Below are 23,775 nucleotides of genomic sequence, written 5' to 3'. Positions count from 1 at the left end.
GGGAAATATGTATTACATATATTGTTATATGAATTTATTTAAACATTTCATTTTCTAAAATAATCACGTTTTCATTATAAGAAGTATGACCAATATGTTTCGTGTGTTCAACCAACCGGTAAATATTATCGCAGCATTGTTTAGCACCCATTATTAATAACGGTACACCGATAGAGTCAATTTTCAAACCTCTCGAGAAAAATCCCCCAAATGACATAGCAATTGGGACAGTTGGTGAAGTATTGGAGAAAACTATTTTTTCATTAAAATGAAAATGATATTGTAGAAGTAAAGTCAATTCTTTAAGTGCAGGAACAAGAAGCTTGTTCCTTTTTCGACCAATTGTATAAACGGAGTTGCCATCTTCATCACTCCCATGGAAAATAAGCTTTCCAAAATCTTTTTTTGTTAGTTTATTAAAATATTCTACATTTAATATTTCCTCAGTTGAAAGTTTTCTTTCAGACTGAGGTAATTTTTTTAGATGATATGCTGCAGCAATAGAAGTCGTATGCGTTCCACCATAATCATTATAAATATAAATCATAGGATGTCTCCTTTATCATTTTATCTATTGTTATTATGGGCTTTTATTCATTTACCAATACGACGACCTTAACAGTTAGTTGAATAGTTTAATCATATTTTTATTATAAATCGGTGGTTATTTTCAAATGGTTTTTCCTATTATTAATTAACTGAATGAGTTTAATTGCTAAATAACAAAAAAAACCTCCAAAAGTATTTAAAAGTAAATCATCAATGTCAAAACTTCCAAAGTCAAATATTAGCTGAATTAATTCGTAAGTTAAACTTAAACTAAAAGTTGCAATTACGATAACTTTATAATTTTTGAACCCTTTTAATAATATTGGTAAGATGAAACCAAAAGGTACAAAACCAATAATGTTTCCAACTAAGTTTGAAATTTATGTCAGCTAAAAACAAATAATAAATAATAGTTTATAATGAAAGTTTGATAGATTCCTCATTTAAACTATTATTTAGTTTCATAAGAAACTGAACAATTTTAATTAACAAGCTATAATTTAATTAACTTAAATTTTTTGATACCAACTCTCTTATTCAACTTCCCACAAACGTTCACAATCAAACCCATTATTCTTAAACTTCAAAAGATAAATATCAGGATTGCTTAAACTTTTCCAATTCTCAAATCCAAATTCTTTGGTAAACTGTTTTAAAATTAAAGACATCAAGTTCCCATGAGTTATAACGATTGTAATTTGATTATCACTTTTGATGATTTCATCTATTGCGCTTATTGCACGGTTCGTAGCTTCTTGACTTGATTCACCACCATCAAATTTCAATTCCATATCTTCAAATGTGGCTTTTAATTTTTCAAGCCAATCAGGTAAATCAATCGAGCTTAGTTTACGTTCAGACAATCGCTCATCGAGAACAATATTTATTTTCTTTTCATTACTTGTCGGTTCTATTGATAAAATTGCACGTAAAAAAGGGCTTGAAATAATTTGGTCAACTTTAATCTTTGAGAAAAAATCACTCAAATGCTTAGCCTGCATTGAACCTCGCTTCGTTAGATTTGCCTCAAATGACTGTCCTTCTGCTTCACAGTGTCTAATTAGATAAATCTCTTTTTCCATATAATCTGCTCCTACTTAATTAATTAATTAATTTTACAAATTTTCTCTCTATTTTCTTATATTATCATTTACCGTCCTAATTTTGATCATTGTATTTTCTGATCCACCTATTGAACATTTTTTATTAATTGATGACGGCCTAAATTGAATGTATTATTTAAATTACAATAATCATTTCGTAAGGTAAGTTAATGAATTTTTGATTATAAGGGACATTATTTTCATGACAAATAGAGGAGTTTTTAAGAAATGAAAGAGTTTTTTACAATTGGTGAGGTATCAAAATTATTCCAAGTTAAAATTGCGACTCTTAGGTATTATGATCAGATTGGTCTCTTACGTCCAGAATTTATCGATAAAAAGACAAACTATCGATATTATTCAACACAGCAATTTGAAAGGTTGAATTCAATTAAATATTTGAGGGCTTTAGATTTACCAATAAACGAAATGATAGATTTTTTTAATTATCGAGAAATTGATGCGCTTGTTGAAATGTTAAAAAAACAAAAAGATGAAGTTGCCCAAAAAAAGAAAGAATTAGAGATTATTGAAACAAAAATATCACGCCGCCTATTGCAAATTGAAGATGCTGTTAGTTCTCCTTTAGATAAAATGACGGAAATAACACTTCCCGAAATGCATGTAGTCTATTTACGCCATGATTATGTTATAGGTGATGATATTGAATTACCCATTACAGAATTAAGGAACAGTTTTGGCATTAATGAGGAAATATTTTTAGGGAAAATCGGCATCTCGATCTCTGCTTCTAATTTGAAAAATAATGTCTTTGATAAATATTCTAGTATTTTCATGATACTTGAAGATGGTGATCAGATACCTCCAACCTCTATTCTTATTCCTTCAAGAGACTACTTAAGAGTTCGATTTAAAGGTACCCATATTGATGCAGGTGGTTATTATAAAAAATTGTTGACCTATATGAAAAAGCATAATTATGCACTGTTAGACGATTCCTTTGAAATTACACTTATTGATTATGGCTTTACGAACGATGAAGAAAAGCATGTCACGGAAATTTTATTACCTTTCGAGTCAATTTAATGAAAACCCTATTGACCCTCTAGTAACTAGAGGGTTTATTTTTTATTAATATACTATTAATAAAAGGGGAAAAAGAATTATGTTTGGCACGATTTTTAACACATTGATGATTGTAGTCGGGAGCTTTATCGGAAGCATCTTTAAAAAAGGAATAAAAGAAGAATATCATGAAATTCTTATGCAGGCGATGGGATTAGTAGCATTGGGATTGGGGATCAACTCACTTGTACAACATTTGCCATCGAGCAAATATCCAGTGCTTTTTATTGTAAGTTTAGCCATAGGTGGATTAATTGGGCAAAAACTCAAGTTGGAATCAAGATTTAATACTTTAGTAAATAAATATTCGAAAGGTAATTTGGCTGAAGGGTTATCAACTGCTATTTTATTATTTTGTATTGGAACATTATCGATTTTAGGACCAGTAGAAGCAGCGTTAAAAGGTGATTATACGTACCTCCTTGCAAATGGTACGTTGGATGGCATTACTTCAATTGTTTTAGCATCCACTTTTGGGATCGGAATCATTTTTGCTGGTATCGCTTTATTTACATGGCAAGGTTCCATCTATTTAATTGCAATCCTAATGAAGAATTCCTTAAGCAATGATCTATTAAATGAAGTGACGATTGTCGGAGGTATATTAATTATAGCTTCAGGCCTAAGTATTTTGGGGATTAAGAAATGTAATACTTTAAACCTTCTACCATCATTACTGATTCCTCCTATTGTTTTTTTATTTATGCATTTATTCCATTTATAATGTTTATGAAATTGGGAACCTTCAGCAGAATGAAGGTTCCTTTAATTACTTTATAAATTCTCATTAATAAAAATCGTTTAACTGTCATTACTAAAATATTTTTTAATACTCAAGTAAACTTTTACTTTATTCTTTTTGCAAGCGGATGATTATCACTGAATTGTATTAGGTCCCATAAATTTCCGTATAAATCCTTAAATACCGCAACCGTACCATAATCTTCTACTTTTGGTACTCTTACAAACTCAATTCCTTTTGAAATCATTTCTTCATAATCTCTCCAGAAATCATCCGTTCCTAAAAATAGAAAAACTCTCCCACCAGCTTGATTGCCAATGAATGGCTCTTGCTCTTGTTTCGATGCCTTTGCAAGAAGAATAGTCGTTCCAGACGAACCAGGTGGACTTACAACTACCCATCTCTTATTTTGTTCAGGCTGATATGTATCTTCAATTAAATTAAAATGAAGTGTCTTCGTATAAAACTCAATAGCTTCATCATAATCTTTTACGACTAATGCAATATGAACGATTGACTGGATCATTAAATTGTCTCCTAACATGTTTTCTATTTAAGGTACTACTAGTTGATCTATTTTTCAATCTAGTACTATTCTCTTTCTCAATTAATCATCTATTTAGCATAATAAAAAGACTGCCGAAACAGCCTTCGTATTACTCATTAAATTTTGAAGCAAAAATTGGGATGATTATGATTGTAATAAATATTAATGCTAAAACGATTAATGAATTTTTCCATCTAAAATCATTTTCTCCATCATTTTTATGTTGGTTTATAAACTCATCATATATTTTTGATGAAACAAATTTTCCTGGATCTAGTATTTCTCCTGTTTTTTCATCAAGTAAATACGTATCATAATTCGCTGTTTTAAAGAAACGATCTCTTACAGTATCGTATTTTGCAGCAATAGCCACTACATTTTCATTTGTGTTTTTTTCCTTATTTGTTAAACTAAATTCTTTTTGTTCGACAATCACGGTTGATTTCTTAACATAATAATTAACTTCCTTACGATTATTCTTATCTATTTGATCTAAATAGCGCGATGTTGCATTTGAGATTGAGACATTAGATAAGAACAACAAAAAGAAACAGAAGATGCAAAATGCAATTCTTTTCATTTATTCCCCCCCACTTCTATTCAAATCTACTAAATTATATTCACTAGATTTTTAAATAGTCCTAGAGAGTATTTCTCACACGCCTCTTTAATCAGGAGTAGTTAATTTTTTGCTGTAAAAACCCTTTTATTTTACCTCTATAAAATTTAAAAATCTACGGTTCCAAATTTTTTCATAAAAATCTATCGTCTCTTTTGCAGACATGAATGGATTATTTAATGTAGAAGTTGCTCCTTTTACCATGAAGTTTTCGTAACCTAATCCATGTGCAAATTTAATGGTTGCATCCAGGCAGTATTCAGATTGGGCACCGCAAAATTCTATTTTTTGTACTGCTAATTGATCCAAATGATTTTTCAAATTTGTCTTAAAAAAAGAATTTGCATGTATTTTATTTATGAAAATATCTTGTTCTCGAACATCTAGATTAGGATTTATTGCCCAAAGTTCTTCTCCAGGTACTAATTCTTCATCACAATGTTGCACAAAAATAATTGGTTTATTTAATTCCCTATATATTGAGATTCTTTTATTAACTTTACTAATTAAAGTTTCTAATTCAAATAGATGCTCACCGCTGTAACATACTCCATTTTGCAAATCGATTACGATTAACACATCTGCACAATTATTCATTGTTTTCGCACCTCATTTAAATTGATCTTTTGATTATCATTTCATCTAAATTGTTAATGGTTTAATTCACTACAAATTTCATTCTATATACTTTTTATAACTTTAGCAGGATTACCCGCCACTACAGTATTAGAAGGAAGATCTTTCGTAACTACAGAACCTGCTGCTACAATTGAGTGATCACCAATCGTAATGCCTGGTAAAATTGTACAACTACCTCCTATCCACACATCGTCTCCAATATGGATTGGAATCGCATATCCGCTCTTATTTCGATCCTTTGGTTCGATCGAATGACTAGCTGTATAAATCCCTACATTCGGACCAATCATACAGTTATTTCCAATTTTCACTTCTGCCATATCTAAGATTGTACAATTTTAACCAGCATAGAAATGATCCCCTACATGTATGTTATAACCAAATCACAATGGAAATTTTGCTCAATACTTGGATTTACACCTACAGATCCAAACAGCTCATTCAATATTTCTTCTTTTCTTTCAAAAGATTCCACATCTAGATTATTAAACTCTCGTACAAGTTTATGGGCACATATATTTTTCATTTTTAATTCTTCTGTACCACGCTTATAATAAATTTTCTCTTTGGCTTTTTATTTAAACTCATAACTTATATGTAGTTTATTTTTTTCACTTCAATCTAAATTCTGCTAAACCTTCTTTCTCGAACAAAATATTGTTTTATAAAGACTTATACTCAATTAAAAATTGCTAAAATCTTATTTCCATTTCCTACCACAAAATTATCGCACTTCCTAATACTTTTTTTCAATAAAATTTTTGTCAATTTCATTACTTTACTAAGTTCCGCGGTGTACAACTCAGAAACTCCATTATTCTTTAAGTCATTTAATAGAGCTTTTTCATTTCCATATATTTTTATCCATAAACAAATCTAAAGAGATTAAATACCCTCTAGGTTTCATCACTCTTAACGTCTCTTTTATTCCATTAGTTTTACATGGCAAGATAATTATTAATTTTTTATCTAACTAAACAAACCCCTAATGCTACAACAATGCACTAGAGGTTGTTAATTTAAGTATTAAATAGTCACTAATTCTTTTTCTTTACTTCCGATCTTTCTAACGATATCACGCGCGATCCATACGCCACATGCGCTTGCTTGAGCTAAACCACGAGTAACACCTGCTCCATCCCCACCTAGATATAGGCCTGAGATTTCACTTTCAAAGTGTTCATTTAGCTTCGGTCGAGCTGAATAGAATTTTGCTTCTACACCGTAGAAAAGTGTGTGTTCTGCAGCGATACCTGGAGTCACATGGTTTAAAGCTTCTACCATTTCAATTAAACTTTTCATTGTGTTATATGGTAAAACTAATCCTAAATCACCGGGTACTGCTTCTTTTAAAGTAGGTTCTAAAAAGCCTTCTTTAATTCGTTTTTCAGTTGAACGGCGACCTTTTAAGATATCTCCGTATTTTTGTACGATTACGCCACCGTGTGAAAGCATGTTCGCAAGGCGTGAAACCTCGTGCGCATATTCATTTGGTTTATCAAATGGTTCTGCGAATTGATGCGATACTAATAAGGCAAAGTTAGTGTTTGGACTACCTAATTTAGGATCCTTATAAGCATGTCCATTAGCAGTCATAATTCCTGAATGATTTTCTACTACTACGTGTCCAGACGGATTACTACAGAATGTTCTAACTTTTGTACCCACGCTAGTATTAAATACGAATTTCCCTTCGTATAAGTGCTTGTTAATCTCTTCCATTACTACATTTGAAGTCTCAACACGAACACCAATATCAACTTGATTCGTTGACATTTTTAAACGACGTTTTTTCATAACATCAGTTAACCATTTTGATCCATCACGACCAGGTACAATTACAACTTTCTCAGCATGTAATTCTTCACCTTTTTTTAATTTAATTCCCTTTATGATATGAGTACCTTCAACCTTTTCAGTTATTAAGTCCTCTACTTCAGTTTTATACTTCATATCGATTTTCGTTTTTAAATACTCATAAATGCTTTTTAGAATTTCTAAATTTTGTTCCGTTCCTAAATGACGCACTTGGGCACGTAATAATTTAAGTCCAGCTGCGTAACCACGGCGTTCAATATCTCTAACTTCTTCTGTTAAAGGATCCGTAATCGATTCAGTCGCACCATGTTCTAAATTAATTTCATCTACGTATTTTATTAACTCAACTACTTGTGAATCTGATAAGTAATCTGTCATCCATCCACCAAATTCGCTTGTAATATTAAATTTTCCATCTGAATATGCTCCAGCACCACCAAAACCATTTGTAATTGAACAAGCTGGTAAGCAACCTGAAAATTCTTTTTTCCCTGCAGCAGGCGGACATTTTTCAATTTTCTTTTGTAAAATCGGACAATGTCTTGCGAATATATCATGTCCTTTATCAACAAGTAGTACTTTAGCATTAGGCATTTTTAAAGTTAATTCATAACAAGTAAAGATTCCAGCAGGTCCTGCTCCAACAACTATAACATCATACATCTATATATACCTCCAAATAAGGTTTAAATTATTTCATTTGATCAACCTAAAATAGAATACCATCAATAAGAAAACGTTTCAAGTAAAAACACGAACATTTTTTGTAATTCACTTAAAAAATATTCGTTTATAAACAAAGTGAAACCTTTTCATTTGCTATTTTCCTATGCCAACTAGCTTTATTTATCTAATATTAGACAATTCAAACTTGAATATCAATTAATTAACATCAGACGATTTAACATTTAACTATTTTTTTATTTCATCCTAATTTAACTCAAAGTTAATGATTGAATTACGAAAATATCCTATTAGATAGAATCACAATCACATCAAGTTGAATAGTTATATAAATAACAGATATTTTATATTGGAGATGGAAAAGATGCTAGAAGAAAATATCAAGGAAAAGGAAGGGAAAGACCAAAATCAGATAACTACTATAGAAGATGACGGTTTAAAAACAAATCTTGAAAAACAAATTGTTGCTGCATCATGGGTTAAGGCAGTTGCACAATTATATGAGACGATTATATTATCAAAATTATATTCAATTGATAAAGATCCAATCTTTCAAGGGAAAAAAGATATTATATCGGGAATGTGGATTGGTACAGCTGGTCAGTTATCTGTAGCATTTTACGTTTCTAAGCAATTGTTCACTTCAGATAAAAAGAATTTACTTGAGTTACAAAGAAAAATCGTGCTTTCTGATTCAATTCAACTAGTCGGGAATGCATTGGCACTTATTGGTGCAGCTGAGGTAATTGAAGAGGAAATTAGCGATGGTGAGATATTCATTTCATGATCGTGTAAATATAAAATCAATTATACTACTTAAAATTTCATCTAATGTAATCACCTTCTAATTTGCAAAATTAAAAAAATATTAAATAAATAAATAAATAAATAAATCCCACAGAAATTCCATTGTGGGATTTTAGTTTATAATTTATTTGTGTTTCTAATTAATTGTTTTCCCCTTATTCTTGGACTTCTTGTTTTTCTCTTACTCCTGTATTTAATGCTTTTTTGAAACTTGCAATCAAGTCTTCTATATCTTCTAAACCAACAGACACTCTTATTAATGTATCTTTAACGCCTAATCTTTCACGAACATCGAGCGGTATTGCAGCGTGGGACATTTTCACAGGATATGAAACAATTGTTTCAACTCCACCTAGTGAAACTGCAACTGCAACATTTTCGACTGACTGCAGAAAACTTGTCGTTTGTTCAATCGTTTTTAGGGTAAATGAAAGGACTGCTCCTCCTCCAGTAGCTTGCTCAAAATGAACATCGTGACCAGGATGACCTTTTAGTCCTGGGTAATACACATCCTCAACTTCTTCTTGTTCTAAAAGCCAATTTGCTAATTTGGATGCAGTTTGTTCATATGCATCCATTCGAACTTTTAAGGTCTTTAATCCTCTTAATGTTAGCCAACAGTCTTGTGGACCTAAAATTGCGCCGAATGAATTTTGAATTGTGTATAAATCATTTGCAAGTTCTTCCGAATTTACGACCGCTAGCCCTCCGATTACATCACTATGGCCTGCAATAAATTTTGTTGCACTATGAACGACAATATCAGCTCCTAAATCTAATGGTCTTTGTAAATATGGTGATAAAAAGCTATTATCTACAATGACAAGTATGTTATTTTCTTTTGCTATTTTGATTGCACTACTTAAATCAGTAATTTTCAAAAGTGGGTTAGACGGTGTTTCTAAATAAAGTCCTTTTGTATTAGGCTTTATTCCAGCTTTAATCTCTTGTAGATTAGATGCATCTACGAAAGTAAAATCAATTCCGAAACGATTTAACACTTTTGTGGCTATTCGAAATGTTCCTCCATAAACGTCTTCACAAATGACAATATGATCTCCATCCGAGAACAAAGATAATACCGATGAGATTGCAGCCATACCTGATGAAAATGCAAAACCGCGAACGCCATTTTCTAATTTTGCAATTGTATTTTCTAATGCTTCTCTTGTAGGGTTTCCACTTCTTGCATAGTCGTACTTACCAAAATTCTCTATATCGAATTGATGAAATGTTGAAGTTTGATAAATCGGAATACTTAATGCACCTGTTGCCTGATCTATTTCATTTCCGTTATGAATTAATTTCGTTCCAAATTGCATCCTCATCACCCCAATGCATTTTCTAAGTCATTTAATAAATCATCTATATGTTCAATTCCCACTGATAAACGTAGTGTATGGTCATCTAGACCAAGCTTTCTTTTAAAATCCTCTGGCATTTCTGAATGAGTTTGCGTATGTGGATACGTAATTAATGATTCAACTCCACCTAAGCTTTCTGCGAATGTGATTACTTTTACGCTTCCTAAAACCTGTTCAACTAAACTTAAATCCTTCACTTTAAATGAAATCATTGCTCCAAATCCAGTAGCTTGTTCTTTAATAATTGAATACCCTTTATGCGTTGGTAACCCAACATAATATACTTCAGTAACATTTGGATGATTTTCTAAAAACTTTGCAAGTACAATCGCATTTTTTTGACTATATTCCATGCGTAAATGTAATGTTTTTATGCCTCTTAAGATTAACCAAGAGTCAAATGGAGCCAATGTAGCACCAGTCGATTTTTGATAATAGCGAATTCGCTCATTTGTATATTCTGAATTTGTGACAACAAAACCAGCAAGTGTATCATTATGGCCACCTAAATATTTCGTTCCACTATGAACAACAATATCTGCCCCCAATTCAATTGGTCTAAAAAAATAAGGTGTTAAAAATGTATTATCAACGATCACAGTAATATCTCGTTCTTTTGCAATCTCTACTACACTTTTTAAATCAGTTACTTTCATCATTGGATTTGAAGGTGTTTCAATAAAGATACCTTTTGTGTTCGGTTTAATTGCATCAAGAATATTTTCAATTTCAGTCGTATCCACAAAATTATGCTCAAGTCCATATGGCGAATAAATTTCTTCAAATAAACGATATGTACCACCGTATAAATCATCTGAAACAATTAGGTGGTCACCTTTTTTAAATAAGCTTAACACTGCTGTAACGGCTGCATTACCTGTTGAAAATGCAACACCATAATTTGCACTTTCTAATTTTGCTACAGTATTTTCGACTTCTTCCCGAGTTGGATTTTGTAATCTTGCATAATCATATCCAGTCGATTGATGAAGTCCTGCATGCTTAAATGTTGCAGATTGATAAATTGGATAACTAATCGCACCAGTTAATGAATCATAGCCTTTACTTCCATGTACAGCTACTGTTTCAATCGATTTTTTATTCGTGTTTAAAGCCTCTTTTGTGTTGGTCATTATAAATCCTCCATTTTAGTCAAATAAAAAACCACTTCCTAAAAAATAAGAAGTGGTTATGTCCGCAAAATATACATATCGCTCTTATCTTCCAGGTTTTTCACCTGCAGGATTTAGCACTTTCTAGTTTTCACTAGAGTTGCCGGGTTTCGTCGGGCCAGTCCCTCCACCGCTCTTGATAAGATTATTAAATTATATTGATAAGTATATTAAAAACTCTGATAATTATCAATCATTTTTTTTCGTTATTTAATTATCTGCTTTTCTTTTCCATTCATCAGGTAATAAACTTTGATAAAGTGTGCTCTTATATCGATCATCAATTAGTAATAAAGTCCCTTCATCTGATTCAGATCGAATAACTCTACCACCCGCTTGCATTACTTTATTCATACCTGGAAACACATATGCATAATAATACCCATTTTTACCAACCGAATGAAAATGCTCCTTTAAAATATTTCTTTCTAAACAAATTTGTGGCAATCCTACACCAACTACTATGACACCGTTTAATCGATTACCCTTCAAATCGATCCCTTCAGAAAATATTCCACCTAATACAGCAAAGCCAACCAACGTTTCCTCATTGAGACTATCAAACTGTAAAAGGAACTCTTCTCGTGCAATTTCGGCCATACCATTTTCTTGAACGATTGTTTTGATATTAGGGTATTTCTCTTTAAATAATTCAAAACTTTGAGTTAAATATTGATATGACGGATAAAAGACTAAATAATTACCTTTTCTTTTCGAAATTTCTTTATAAACCGAATCAATTAACCTTTCTAAATTTCTTTCACGATCTTGGTATCGAGTTGATAAAGAGTCAATTGTTACTTGTAGTTGTTCTCTATGAAATGGAGAATCGATTGAAATTGTATAATCGCGACTTTGATCACCTAGCATATCTTGAAAATATTGTATTGGCGTTAAAGTTGCTGAAAAATAAATTGTTGAGCGAAATCTTTTTATAACGTCATTTACTACTTTAGAAGGATCAAGGCAAAATAACTTTAAATGTACCTCACTTTTATATAGTTCATAATAGCAAACGTAATTTTCATCAAAAAACTCTGCAATTTTGACGAAGTTGAGTGTCTCAAAATAAGTATCTAGTAGTAGTTGTTTATTTTCGTCCTCGTCCATTTCCTGTAATTTAATTTCTACGATTTCATTAAATGTATGTAGAAGTTCCAATAAATCCCCATCAATTTCCTTTGAAACTGGGTTTACAACGGCCTTCCACTGCTTTCTTAGTTCAATAAATCGCTTATTTATTTCATTTATAATGGCATAAAGTTCGTCCTTTAAATTTTTATGTCGATTTTTCAACTCTAAAAATTTGGATTTGAATAGACTTGCAGAATACATTTCTCTTGCACGATCAACAAGATTATGTGCTTCATCAATTAATAAAACTGAACTTCGTTTATGTTCATCAAATAATCGTTTTAACGATACCCGTGGATCGAAAATATAATTTACATCACAAATAATAGCATCTGAAGAATTTAATAAATCTAATGAGTATTCAAAAGGACAGACTGTATGTTTTCTTGCATATTCTTCTATTTTTTCCCTGGTTAGCGCTTTTTCCGATGAAAGAATGTCAAGAACAGCATCATTTATCCGGTCATAATAACCATTGGCAAATTCACAATAATCCTTTTGGCACATCGTCTCTTCTTTAAAACAGATTTTATCTTTTGCTGTAATCGTCGTACACTTTAGACAAAGTCCTTGATCTGTCATGCGCTTAAATGCTTCTTCAGCAACAGTCCTAGTAATTGTTTTAGAAGTTAAATAAAACATTCGATTTATACTATTTTCACCAATACTTTTAACAGTTGGAAAAATAGTCGATACCGTTTTTCCTATTCCGGTTGGTGCAACAGCAAATAAATTATTACCTTCCTGAATCGTTTGATAAACAGCACCAGCTAACTTTCTTTGACCTTTTCTAAAAGAAGGAAAAGGAAAATTTAATTCTTTTATTGTCTCATTCCTTAATCCAATATGATCGTATTTCCATTTTGCAAAAGGATAATAAACGGCTAGCATTTTATATAAGTAATTTGTTAATTCATCCTTTGTAAACAAAAGATCGAAGCTTATTCTTTGCTCAGTTAAAATATTAATATATGTAAGTCTAAGTGTAATCTTTTTAAGCTGTAATTCATCGCAAATAAAATACCCATAAACTTTTGCTTGAGCCCAATGAACAGGATATGAGTTTTCATTTATTTCATTTAAATCCTTCATTGTCGATTTAATTTCTTCTATTATATATTGATCATCCTTAAATAATAATCCATCACAACGGCCTTCTATCTGAAACACCAATTGATCTAATGTTATAGTGCCGGAAATAGGTCGCTCTTTTACATCCTGTTCACCATATTCTGTTTGGATTTTTTGATGTGCCTTTGTCCCTTCAATTAATGAAACCGAACTTTTATAAGTTACATTGATACTTCCCGCTGTATGAGCATACTCAACAAGCGTTCGAACTGAAACCTTTATACAATTCTCCAAGTGAGTACCCTCCTTTTTTACATTTTATCATAAATCTACTTTCTTGATTAAGAATGAAAATTAACAATAAAAAAGCTCAAGTTAAAATAACTTGAACTTTTTAGAGAACAGAATGTACTATCCAACTAGCAATATAAAACTTGAATATTATATTTTCTGTAAAATTGTAACAATCTCTCCATATCATCTTTTATGGCTTCTAAAGGCAATACAATGGCTTGCATACTTGTAAAATAAATATAAAAGTAATTCTTCGTTCCTTTTATTTCAACTATGTCATTCCATTTAATTTCATGAACACTTGATTGTGTAATTTCTTTGATCCCATTCTCATCGATTTTTAAAGAATGTTCTCCAAATAATGATTGATCGGTTTTTTCAGTTAAATGCTTAATCAATTTATTTTTTGATGAACGGTAAAAATACTTTGGAAAATAAATGAACCAAAGAATGGCTGCAATCGAAAAGGCAAGTAAATAACCAAAAAGCGGTTGTTTGAAAAGAAAGGAAATTAAAAATGGTATTACTAAATAGATTAAACTCACAGCAATTCGTTGATTAATTAACGACTTTTGAACACTTTTTGAGTGTTTTAAATGATGTAAATTAAATTCAATATAATCATCCAATTTAATTTCATAATTAAGCTTCATACTTGACCTCCATTTTCACAAAAATATTTTATTCACTACTATTTTAACATTAGAAAAAAACAGAAAATAAAGATATTTTACCTACTTATGTTAAGTTGACTTTTCAAGATTCATAGAATTAATTCTTTTATTAAAAATTAGTAATAATTCATTTTCAAAGTTCTAATTTTAAATTTGTGGCATAATAATAGATTTCCTAACTGTAAATCAGAATGAATAGCGATAAGCTCTGCTCTGTAATTAAGTCTTTGAGTATCGCAATTTATGAGGGGTTGTTGCAATTTGTTGGTGAACTGCAATTAAAAACTGAAAATCGCAATTAAAATAGGCTCTGTTAAACTAAAATGTTGATTTTTGCGTACTAAAAAAGACGATTTTCTGATATTATCCCCTTATAGGTAGACACGCGAAAAAGCCTATCTGATAAAATGGATAGGTAGTCTACTATAGGAGGATTTATTATGGCTTTAAAAGGAACAAAATTTAAACACTATTCAAAAGAAAAATAGGAGCCTCATTGGCTCCCATGTGTTATAAAATTACTATTGATCCAAAGTTTAGGCTGGATATCCTCCAGTTGGTGGTGGCCAAGCGCTAAATAATCTTCGTATTAGTACGATTTCACCTAAATGATAAGAGTTATGAGATGCAATATTGCGTAGTACACCACCTGGTGATTCGCCTGGCCATTTCTCCAATGATTTGTCCAATTGAACAGTTTTAGCAATCGTACATGCCTGTTCTATCCCTTGAAGAAAATGTTGAATAACCTGTTTCCATTCTTCCTCATTACTTGGCCCCTCTTCAACAGGCCAGCTTTCTTTTACATCGGAAGGTAATTCTGGTTTCTCTCCTTGTGCGAATAATAAGAGAAATTCTTGCCAGTATGTCATGTGTTTGACTAATTGATAAATAGTATAAGGTAGCTCTTCTATTCTTCTCCCCGCAAGATCCATGTTTATATCCAACAAAGCATTCTTGATAGGAATATGACCACGTTCTCCTCTTAATGATTTAATTAATGAATCACTAAACGCTTTATTTGATTGCTCCATAAAACCTACTCCCAACATTCTTATTCTAATTTACTAAATTTTTTATTCCTTTTACTTTTTTTATCGAAAAAATCACTGTTCTCATTAGTCAAAGCGAATTTTTTATCTAAATCATATATTAATAAAATACCCAATCTTAAACTGATTACAGTACAACTTCATTTTTTTTAATTATACAGATTAGAGTAAACTCTAAGTCAATAGATAAATGAATGATTAATTGTTTTTACTTCATAATGCATTACGTTATTTCAATATAAAAAGAGCCGATCACAGCTCCAAAATGTTATATAACTATTGCATGAATTAGTTCCATAAGAATATTTTTAATAAGTTGGTTCTGTCTGTTATGTATTTATATCGTCTAAACGAATTTCAACTACTTTATCCGCCAACCAAAATTCAATTATAATTTTATTCTTTTTATCAACATATCCTATGATGTCACACCCCTGCTCGACTCGTTTAAAATAATTTGGTCCATATAAAAAAATAATATCTTCTTTTGAATTGCCTAATTTTATTCCTTTTATGGTTTCGAGTTCAGAATGACGTGACATATTATTTATATCACCAATAATAAGTCTTACGATTTCTCCTTTGTTTTTCCCACTTATGATTGAAGCCGTTTCTAATCCGTTTTTCCATAGATAGTAATCATAAAAATCATTATCTACTGTTTCCAAAGGTTCTCCAAACCGTTTTGTGAAAGATGACCGATTAATATTATCGTGTAGCCCTACTCTATCAAAGGTTTCACTTGAAAGGTCTGTCGATTTTATAAATTTTGTATAGAATGGACCATCTTCAAAGAAACTGTACGATTTAACAATTAAGCCAAATGTAATTAAAAAAATAAAAACGAAAATAATTTTTTTCTTCATAAAATCTCCTAACATTTACCGTAAATTACATAAATTTTACCATAAAATTCCTAATAATTATTCAACTAAACTGCCATTTTGTTCAATAAAAAAACGAGTCATTTTTGTGACTCGTGATCTTCAACTAATGCACTGCTTTAGTTGAATAAGAAATTTTTTTAAATGTCTTAATTCATATTTTCTATCCTACAATTAAACCATCTTTTTCTAAGAATTCATACCACTCTTCTCTCAATAATCCCATACGAATTGAGTCATAATAATTCCCATCATAAAAACGACATTTTCTTAATCTTGCTTCCATTGTCATTCCCAATTTTTCTCCAACTTTAATCATACGATGATTACCCGACCAAGTTGTATAACCTACACGTACAAGAGGTAGTGTATTAAATAAATGATTAATCCAAAGTTTTAAAGCTCTTGTACCAAAACCTCCACTCCAATAGTTGGGATCATAGATACCTATCCCCATTTCAAGCCATTTAGATGGTTTATGTTCCCAATAGAAGCTGACTGTTCCAATGACTTTCCCATCTACCTCTATAATCCATTTATCCTCTTGATTAACAACAGAATTCTTAGTTTTTAAATATTCCTCAAAAGTGACAGCTTTATGTTCAAAATATGGTGCATCCCATTTCTTCCACTCTGGTGAACTCTCTTTATACATCAAAGTCCAAAGTGAAAATAAATCTTCTTCATAAATTGGTCTAATTCGTAATGTTAAATTATTATTCAACTTATTTGCTCCTTCAATTTTTAAAAATATTGGTAGAGTTCAAAATACCTCAATTATTTAAAATTTTATTCAACTTATGCATGCGTTAGTTCAAGGATAAATGAATCTCTTTTCATACCTATCCCCCTAAAAAAATTAGTTACTTAACCAATTGATTTTACCATATATTGGGTTTTTTTCGGGATTTCTAATTAAATTCTCCTGCCTGGCGAAATAAAAAATAGACTACCCCAATAGCCTATTTTTGAACAACTAACGCAATGTGTTAGTTGAAAATGAAATTTATTTTCTTTAGCCTTCAGAAGGGAGAATCGACAAGTTGCAAGCAGTTTTTTGCTTTTTTTATTTGGGGTGGAATTAGGATTTCCCACCCTTTTTTTGCAAATTTTATTAATTATGTGGTTTGAAGGTGGAATCGAATCGCACTATCGTAATCTGGTTGCATTTGTCTTAGTCTGTAATTCATTTTGTATATACGGTAGTTATAGGAAAATAAAAGTCGATTTTCATAAATTTGAAAATCGACTTTTTAATTTATTTGATTTGAAACATTACAATTATAATATTAGAAGAAAATAATTTCATATATACAACTAAATTATTCCGTGAATATTAAAGTTAATAAGCATAATAATAGACCAGCAATTGCATTAATTAAACAATTTTTTATCCATTTATTAACTGAATAATTGTTTCACGATCTGGAAGTGAAGAAATTGCACCTTTACTTGTTGTTGTAAGGGCTCCACTGGCATTAGCAAATGCAAGGAATTCTTGATAGTTTTTCTCAAATAATTCCACTAAATTAACCTGAGTTGCTTTCTTCTCAAGCAATTTGAATAAAATCCCCCCAATAAAAGCATCACCTGCACCAGTTGTATCTTGTACTTCAACTTTGAATCCTTTTGATTCAAAGTTTTTATCATTTAAGTAAAGCTCCGCACCCTTTGAACCTTTTGTATAAAGAACAGCCTTTACTTCACCCCTAAATAAAGTAGAAATTGCTTCTTCTACATCTGTAATACCAGTTATGAATTCGAGTTCTTCATCAGAAATCTTTACAATATGACTCAGTGGAATAAAATCTAAAATAGTATTTTTACATGCCTCGGGGTTTTTCCAAAGAGGAAGACGTACATTTGGATCGAAGCTAACAATTCCTCCTTTTGTAATAATTGATTTTATTGCTTTTATATGAGCTTGCTTCATCGGACTTTCAACTAAATCAACGGAACAGAAATGAAGAATATCGTTTTTTGTAAACCATTCATCTTTAACTTCTTCCTCAGTTAGTAATAGATCGGCTGAAGGATTTCTGTAAAATGAAAAGTCACGCTCACCGTTTTCCTGAAGGGAAACAAAAGCTAAGCCAGTATTAGCATCAGTAGTTCTTAAAACTTTATCTATCTTGACACCAACAGCCGATAATTGATCACATATAAAGTCACCAAAAGCATCTTCTCCTATTTTTGTAATCATGGACGCGCTGCCACCGTACTTAGCTACTGCTGCAGCGACATTTGCGGGTGCGCCACCAGGTGCACGCTCAAAAGAAGTAACATCCTTTAAAGGTCTACCTTTCTGTAAAGGAATAAAATCAATTAATACTTCACCGATTGAATATAGTTGTCCCACTTTTCCACCTCATCATTTTTAAAGTCTCTACTTTATCAGCTTTAACATGTTAAAATTTTAAAAAGTTAATAATCCCATTTCACTGCTTGAAGTTTAACACTTCCACCTGATGCAAAGAAACGAATTCCAGTGCTTTCTTCTTTTGGGAAAATCCTGCTCGTGATTACTTCTTCACCATCATTTATGAAAATCTCAACTGAAGAAACATCGACAAACATATGAATCTTAATTTTATCTTGTTTTAATTCCTGACTACATTTCCTAATCGTTCCAAAAGGAGAATCAATGGTTTTTCCAGAAAAAGTACGATCGAGTATAACCTTTTTCTCTATAACATCATAGGTCAATACCGTTTTTTCTTTTTTACTTGTCCTAAATTCAACCCCAAATTCAGATGCATCTATATTTTCAAACTCACAAATCATCTCATATGATGTTCCTGTGAAATTATTTATCATCTTTAATTCTCTATTAATAATATTTTTTGTTCTAGCTTCCTGTTTACGAAGTGACTCAAGCTCCTTCACTGGCTGTTGAATTAATTTCCCATTTTGTACTGACAATTCTCGAGGAATCGTTAAACAATGCGCCCATCCATTTTGATCTGTAGGATACTTAATTTCAGGTAAACCCATCCATCCTACTAAAAGACGACGCCCTGATGAATCAATTGTAGTTTGGGGTGCATAAAAATCAAAGCCACGATCAAGCTCTATAAATTCTCCATGTTCCATAACTTTTTGCAGTAGATCTAATTTTTTACCTAACACATATCCAGACTGATAAATATTCTGATACTTGTCTCCTTCTGGTTCTATACCTTGAGGTGAAAAAATGAGTACTCCTTGATTTTGTAATTCGAAGTAATCAGGGCACTCCCACATGTATCCAAATGAATCCATTTTTGTCCTAATTTCCCCTTCAAATGTCCATTTAAACAAATCTGGTGAACTATATAAAACTACACAGCCAGTTTTATTACTTCTTTGTGCTCCAATTATTGCATAAAACAATTCTCCTACCTTCCATACTTTTGGATCACGAAAATGATCTGTGTATCCATGTGGTACGTAAGAGATTACAGGGGTATCTAGTTTTGTAATCTCCCCCTTTTTACCCATTATAGCAATGCATTGAAAAGGATGTCTTACCCAATGTTCATCACGTGTATTTCCTGTATAAAATAAATACAGATTATTCTTATGTTCTATGGCTGACCCTGAGTATACTCCATGACTATCGTAGTATTTATTCGGCTTTACTCCAATTCCATCGTTTTCCCAATGTACAAGGTCCTTTGATTTAACATGATACCAATATTTTAACCCATGCACAGGACCAAGTGGAAACCACTGATAAAACAGATGATATTCCCCATTAAAATACGCGAATCCATTCGGATCATTTAAAAGCCCTGTGTTTGGTTGAATATGAAAAGATTGCCTCCATGGACAATTATCTACTTTAGATTTTAGTACAGCCAATTCTTCATTACTAACTTCTTCTAACTGGCGGTAAAGTAGTTCTTTTGTCCACTCCATTTTTTTCACTCCTTTAAAATAATAGAGAGGAAAATTTAAATTCCCCCTCTTCTTTTGAAGCACTTATGAATAAATTGCTTTTTCGGATGACATTTTAGTAGCAGTTATTCTTTCATCTCTTTTTGCTAGTACCAGTGTTACAACAAATGCTATCGAAAAAGATATCACCATTCCAACAATATACGGAATAATGCTTGTAGGTTTTATCGAAATAATACCAGGGATACCAGCTGCTCCGAGCGCAACTGCTTTTACTTTATATAACGTTACAAATAAAGAACCAGCAGACGATCCAATTATTGCCCCTATAAATGGATACCTTAATTTTAAATTAATTCCAAACATTGCAGGCTCAGTAATTCCTAAAAGTGCTGAGATACCACTAGCCGAGGCAGTACTTTTAACTTTTTTATCTTTTGTGATAAGAGAAATGGCAATTGTTGCTGCACCCTGTGCTACATTAGACATTGCTGCAATTGGAAATATGAATGATCCTCCTGTTTTACCAATATCAGCTAATAATTGAGTTTCTACTGCAATAAAACTGTGATGCATTCCAGTTATAACGATTGGTGCATAGATAAGGCCAAATATGGCTCCACCAATAAATCCAGTTGTATCGTATAACCATATTAAACCATCCGTTAATAAGTTACCTGCTGTACGTGTAATTGGTCCAATTACCGTGAAAGTTAAAATACCTGTAATAAAAATAGTAAGTAATGGAGTTAATAGATTGTCTATTGCTGAAGGAATTACTCTTCGCAAGTTTATTTCTATTTTAGCAAGAATAAAAGATGAAACGAGAACTGGTAATACACTACCTTGATACCCTACCTTTTCAATCTCGAAACCAAAAATCTTCCATACCGGAATATCATTTTTTATTAATGCTGCACCATAACTGTATCCATTTAGTAAGTCCGGATGAACCATTAACATCCCAAGTGCCGCACCTAGATATGGATTTCCTCCAAAACGTTGCGTTGCTGAAAAACCAATTAATATTGGAAGGAATACGAATGCTGCATTAGCGAACGTATTAATAAGTGAAGCTAAATCTGCAAGTGCAGGATTAGCTTCCACCAATGACTTACCCTCAATAAATAAATTCTGTGCCGTCAACACATTGTTAATCCCCATTAGTAAGCCTCCAGCGACAATGGCTGGGATAATTGGAACAAAAATATCTGAAAGCATTTTCACAAAACGTTGAAGTATATTCATTTTCTTTGTACCAGCATCTTTTACATCTTTAGTTGACATTTCTGAAATGCCAGCTAACTTTGCAAGCTCTTTATACACTTCATTTACTATACCCGCACCAAATATTATTTGATACTGTCCACCCGTAGAAAACGTCCCTTTCACTTCTTCTAGTTCATCTAATTTTTTTTGATCAATAATTTCTTCATCTTTTAATACTAGTCTTAGACGTGTTGAACAATGAGCCGCGGCAGTTATGTTCTCTTTTCCACCTATTGCTTCGAATGTCTCTTCTGCAATCTTTTTAAAATCCAAAATAAATACCCCCTTTTTTATTGGAACCGGTTCCATAATAAATTAAAAAAACAAAACACCTGGTTTGATACTCAAAAGGAACCGGTTTCAAAATAAATCATACTTTTCGGAACCGGTTTCAACTTGATTATAAAATATTCACAATTCGATTGTCAACGCTTTCTCTTTCGATTAATTTAAATTTTGAATATGTAACTTTATTGACATCTTCCCCATTAACTAATTTAACTATATTCCTAGCGGCCAGTTTACCTGCATCTTTATAAAAATACTTAATAGTGGTTAATCCTGGATGAATCACCTCTGTAACATCGTATCCACCAAATCCTGTAATTGATAAGTCTTCGGGAATCCTTAACCCTTTTAAAGATGCAGCTTTTAAAACTCCAAGCGCTATATTATCTGTTGCGCACACTATAATTGAAGGTTTATATTTTTCAATAATCAATGTGGCTTGTTTTAAAGCTTCCATCATGCTAAAACTTGTTTCATGGAATCTAACATTGCAATCTACTACCTCCTCTAAAGCTTTTTTAAATCCTTCTTTGCGTCTAACACCTACAGCAATATCTTTTTCTGTAACACCTAGGAATGCAATGTTACGATGTCCCTTTGACAAAACATATTTACCCATCTCGTAACCAGATTCGTAATCTTGATGAATTAAACTATATATTTCGTGATGGTGTTGACCAACTATGATGACAGGTATTTGTATTTTTTTAAACGCCTCTAAATGCTCATCTGTTATCTGTGTAGCCATCAAGATTATTCCAGCTACTTTTTGTCTTGCAAAGCCATAAATGCTTTCAAGCTCTCGGTCTAATTCCTGACTAGTATTTGATATAAGCATTTGACAATTTAAAGCCCTTAATTCCTCATCAATTCCAATTAATGTTTTAGCAGCCGCATATGAATCTAGTCGAGGAATAACTGTGCCTATAATATTTGTTCTCTTTGCTTTGAGACTTTGTGCGAAAGTATTTGGAATATACCCAGTGTTTATAATAACATTTTCAATCTTTCTTTTTGTTCCTTCACTAACTGATCCTCCGTTAAGATAACGAGATACCGTGCTCTTAGCAACCCCAGCTAGTTTGGCAATATCAGAAATTGTCATTTCCTTCACTCCCATTAGTTGAATTTTTTCTCACAAGCATTTAACCTACCATTAGTAAATACCGAACAAACGTATGTGCTAAAAAAATTGTATTATATAATCTACTTTTTTTAAAGCTTAATTAATGCTTACAAATTAAAATCAAGTATCGTTAGCCAATCCAATAATAAGTGAAAATTTAGGAGATATACCCGTCGCACAAAAAGCCGCATATTAGCAGCTTGTGATCTTCAACTATATTTAGTGTTGCCTTTTTACTCATTTTTCAGAAGTTTATTTTCATGGTAGTTGAATAAGGTATTCTATTAATTTACGTTTATTCCAATCTTTGTGGCAAGTTCCTTTATATACTCTTTTTGTGAAGTTAAATACACTTCTTTCATTCTTTTTTGTGCTTTTTCAGGATAACCGTAATAATGATAGAGAAGTGTTAAATGATGAGGGCATTCAAACTCCCCTTTTTCATCCATTATCTCCAAAACATTTATAATATCTTCAACGTTTTGATATTGTTCAAAATATGGAAGTATTACATTTACAATGTCACTTTCCACCAGCTTTTTTATTTCTTCGATATCCGTTTTATCTGATATCTTATACCAATTTTCACGTATATTCTTTATATCACTTATTCGTAGTCTTAACATCGAATCTACTTCTAATGGAAATGTCGGGGATTTCATTTCTGATAAAGTGGTATATACTTTATCGCAGTAAATACCCGTATTAAATAGAAACTCTACCTCATTTTTTGTATTCCATTTAGAAGATTGGATGTTAACAGTTCAAGCAAAGTCAGAAAATATCTTAGCAAAGTTTTTTCCTTTCTTCTTAAATCCTTTTGCTTTAAATAAAGGTGCAATTGATATTGATTCCTTAATTAATTGATTTAACTCATTCTGCATACTCATATTTTCTCCTTCGATGGAATGCATTGAATAACGGTTCATATATAATAATTTATCATAATGAATTCTAAATGTCTTATTGAACAA

The 23,775-nt window shown here is 31.6% G+C and carries 25 protein-coding genes and 1 riboswitch; of the genes, 3 read left to right on the top strand and 22 right to left on the bottom strand.

The features are described from left to right. Nucleotides 1-34 precede the first annotated feature (34 nt). The 3 genes from RAH41_RS01005 to RAH41_RS00995 form a co-directional block, all read right to left on the bottom strand. Nucleotides 35-547 (bottom strand): DUF3189 family protein, encoded by a 513-nt coding sequence (locus RAH41_RS01005; RefSeq protein ID WP_331219959.1) that lies wholly within the window; start codon nucleotides 545-547, stop codon nucleotides 35-37. A 103-nt stretch (nucleotides 548-650) separates the two neighbouring features. Beyond that, nucleotides 651-872, bottom strand: coding sequence for a VanZ family protein (locus RAH41_RS01000; RefSeq protein ID WP_331220417.1), 222 nt, complete (start codon nucleotides 870-872; stop codon nucleotides 651-653). A gap of 210 nt (nucleotides 873-1,082) precedes the next feature. Further along, nucleotides 1,083-1,631: a histidine phosphatase family protein gene (locus tag RAH41_RS00995; RefSeq protein ID WP_331219958.1), complete on the bottom strand. Its 549-nt coding sequence runs from the start codon at nucleotides 1,629-1,631 to the stop codon at nucleotides 1,083-1,085. 249 nt (nucleotides 1,632-1,880) lie between these two features. Between RAH41_RS00995 and RAH41_RS00990 the strand changes: the two genes are divergently transcribed. Next, nucleotides 1,881-2,699: a MerR family transcriptional regulator gene (locus tag RAH41_RS00990; protein ID WP_331219957.1), complete on the top strand. Its 819-nt coding sequence runs from the start codon at nucleotides 1,881-1,883 to the stop codon at nucleotides 2,697-2,699. A gap of 79 nt (nucleotides 2,700-2,778) precedes the next feature. Then, nucleotides 2,779-3,462 carry a DUF554 domain-containing protein gene (locus tag RAH41_RS00985; protein ID WP_331219955.1) on the top strand — a complete coding sequence of 228 codons (684 nt, stop codon included), beginning with the start codon at nucleotides 2,779-2,781 and terminating at the stop codon, nucleotides 3,460-3,462. Between the two features lie 121 nt (nucleotides 3,463-3,583). Here RAH41_RS00985 and RAH41_RS00980 read toward each other — a convergent pair whose 3' ends face one another. The 6 genes from RAH41_RS00980 to RAH41_RS00955 form a co-directional block, all read right to left on the bottom strand. Further along, nucleotides 3,584-4,006, bottom strand: coding sequence for a VOC family protein (locus tag RAH41_RS00980; protein WP_331219954.1), 423 nt, complete (start codon nucleotides 4,004-4,006; stop codon nucleotides 3,584-3,586). 130 nt (nucleotides 4,007-4,136) lie between these two features. Next, nucleotides 4,137-4,607, bottom strand: a complete 471-nt coding sequence (locus RAH41_RS00975; RefSeq protein WP_331219951.1) for a hypothetical protein — start codon at nucleotides 4,605-4,607, stop codon at nucleotides 4,137-4,139. Nucleotides 4,608-4,733: 126 nt separating this feature from the next. Next, entirely contained in the window at nucleotides 4,734-5,243 is a 510-nt protein-coding gene (locus RAH41_RS00970; RefSeq protein WP_331219949.1) for a cysteine hydrolase family protein, read from the bottom strand. A gap of 83 nt (nucleotides 5,244-5,326) precedes the next feature. Continuing rightward, the gene (locus tag RAH41_RS00965) at nucleotides 5,327-5,605 is read right to left on the bottom strand and encodes a DapH/DapD/GlmU-related protein (protein ID WP_331219947.1); all 279 of its coding nucleotides are present in this window, start codon (nucleotides 5,603-5,605) and stop codon (nucleotides 5,327-5,329) included. A 41-nt stretch (nucleotides 5,606-5,646) separates the two neighbouring features. After that, nucleotides 5,647-5,811, bottom strand: a complete 165-nt coding sequence (locus RAH41_RS00960) for a maltose acetyltransferase domain-containing protein (RefSeq protein ID WP_331219946.1) — start codon at nucleotides 5,809-5,811, stop codon at nucleotides 5,647-5,649. Between the two features lie 500 nt (nucleotides 5,812-6,311). Continuing rightward, entirely contained in the window at nucleotides 6,312-7,766 is a 1,455-nt protein-coding gene (locus tag RAH41_RS00955) for an NAD(P)/FAD-dependent oxidoreductase (RefSeq protein WP_331219944.1), read from the bottom strand. A 385-nt stretch (nucleotides 7,767-8,151) separates the two neighbouring features. Between RAH41_RS00955 and RAH41_RS00950 the strand changes: the two genes are divergently transcribed. Beyond that, a complete protein-coding gene (locus RAH41_RS00950; protein ID WP_331219942.1) occupies nucleotides 8,152-8,574 on the top strand; it encodes a hypothetical protein in 423 nt (140 codons plus the stop codon). Nucleotides 8,575-8,749: 175 nt separating this feature from the next. On the opposite strand, the gene RAH41_RS00945 is transcribed toward RAH41_RS00950, so the two are convergent. From RAH41_RS00945 to RAH41_RS00885, 13 genes are all read right to left on the bottom strand, one after another. After that, complete coding sequence (locus tag RAH41_RS00945) at nucleotides 8,750-9,916, bottom strand: aminotransferase class V-fold PLP-dependent enzyme (protein WP_419471542.1); 1,167 nt, start codon at nucleotides 9,914-9,916, stop codon at nucleotides 8,750-8,752. 5 nt (nucleotides 9,917-9,921) lie between these two features. Beyond that, nucleotides 9,922-11,091, bottom strand: a complete 1,170-nt coding sequence (locus tag RAH41_RS00940; protein WP_331219940.1) for a PLP-dependent aspartate aminotransferase family protein — start codon at nucleotides 11,089-11,091, stop codon at nucleotides 9,922-9,924. Between the two features lie 81 nt (nucleotides 11,092-11,172). Continuing rightward, a riboswitch (SAM riboswitch) is annotated at nucleotides 11,173-11,276 on the bottom strand. A gap of 64 nt (nucleotides 11,277-11,340) precedes the next feature. Then, complete coding sequence (locus RAH41_RS00935; protein WP_331219938.1) at nucleotides 11,341-13,629, bottom strand: ATP-dependent DNA helicase; 2,289 nt, start codon at nucleotides 13,627-13,629, stop codon at nucleotides 11,341-11,343. Between the two features lie 125 nt (nucleotides 13,630-13,754). Beyond that, entirely contained in the window at nucleotides 13,755-14,282 is a 528-nt protein-coding gene (locus RAH41_RS00930; RefSeq protein ID WP_331219936.1) for a YcxB family protein, read from the bottom strand. A gap of 557 nt (nucleotides 14,283-14,839) precedes the next feature. Beyond that, entirely contained in the window at nucleotides 14,840-15,337 is a 498-nt protein-coding gene (locus tag RAH41_RS00925; protein ID WP_331219934.1) for a DinB family protein, read from the bottom strand. A 347-nt stretch (nucleotides 15,338-15,684) separates the two neighbouring features. Continuing rightward, the gene (locus tag RAH41_RS00920; protein ID WP_331219933.1) at nucleotides 15,685-16,221 is read right to left on the bottom strand and encodes a hypothetical protein; all 537 of its coding nucleotides are present in this window, start codon (nucleotides 16,219-16,221) and stop codon (nucleotides 15,685-15,687) included. A 181-nt stretch (nucleotides 16,222-16,402) separates the two neighbouring features. Beyond that, the gene (locus RAH41_RS00915) at nucleotides 16,403-16,963 is read right to left on the bottom strand and encodes a GNAT family protein (RefSeq protein WP_331219932.1); all 561 of its coding nucleotides are present in this window, start codon (nucleotides 16,961-16,963) and stop codon (nucleotides 16,403-16,405) included. 666 nt (nucleotides 16,964-17,629) lie between these two features. Then, nucleotides 17,630-18,598, bottom strand: coding sequence for a carbohydrate kinase (locus tag RAH41_RS00910; protein WP_331219931.1), 969 nt, complete (start codon nucleotides 18,596-18,598; stop codon nucleotides 17,630-17,632). A gap of 65 nt (nucleotides 18,599-18,663) precedes the next feature. Further along, on the bottom strand, nucleotides 18,664-20,139 hold the full coding sequence (locus RAH41_RS00905) for a sucrose-6-phosphate hydrolase (protein ID WP_331219929.1): 1,476 nt from the start codon (nucleotides 20,137-20,139) through the stop codon (nucleotides 18,664-18,666). A gap of 63 nt (nucleotides 20,140-20,202) precedes the next feature. Beyond that, a complete protein-coding gene (locus RAH41_RS00900) occupies nucleotides 20,203-21,660 on the bottom strand; it encodes a sucrose-specific PTS transporter subunit IIBC (RefSeq protein ID WP_331219927.1) in 1,458 nt (485 codons plus the stop codon). 127 nt (nucleotides 21,661-21,787) lie between these two features. Continuing rightward, nucleotides 21,788-22,780 carry a LacI family DNA-binding transcriptional regulator gene (locus tag RAH41_RS00895; protein WP_331219925.1) on the bottom strand — a complete coding sequence of 331 codons (993 nt, stop codon included), beginning with the start codon at nucleotides 22,778-22,780 and terminating at the stop codon, nucleotides 21,788-21,790. Nucleotides 22,781-23,085: 305 nt separating this feature from the next. After that, nucleotides 23,086-23,556, bottom strand: a complete 471-nt coding sequence (locus tag RAH41_RS00890) for a DUF4304 domain-containing protein (protein WP_331220416.1) — start codon at nucleotides 23,554-23,556, stop codon at nucleotides 23,086-23,088. Between the two features lie 9 nt (nucleotides 23,557-23,565). Then, nucleotides 23,566-23,691 (bottom strand): hypothetical protein, encoded by a 126-nt coding sequence (locus RAH41_RS00885; RefSeq protein ID WP_331219924.1) that lies wholly within the window; start codon nucleotides 23,689-23,691, stop codon nucleotides 23,566-23,568. Between the last annotated feature and the right edge of the window lie 84 nt (nucleotides 23,692-23,775).

It is taken from the genome of Gottfriedia acidiceleris (assembly GCF_036421055.1).
GTDB lineage: Bacteria > Bacillota > Bacilli > Bacillales > Bacillaceae_G > Gottfriedia > Gottfriedia acidiceleris_C.
This window is presented reverse-complemented; position numbering and strand designations above follow the sequence as displayed.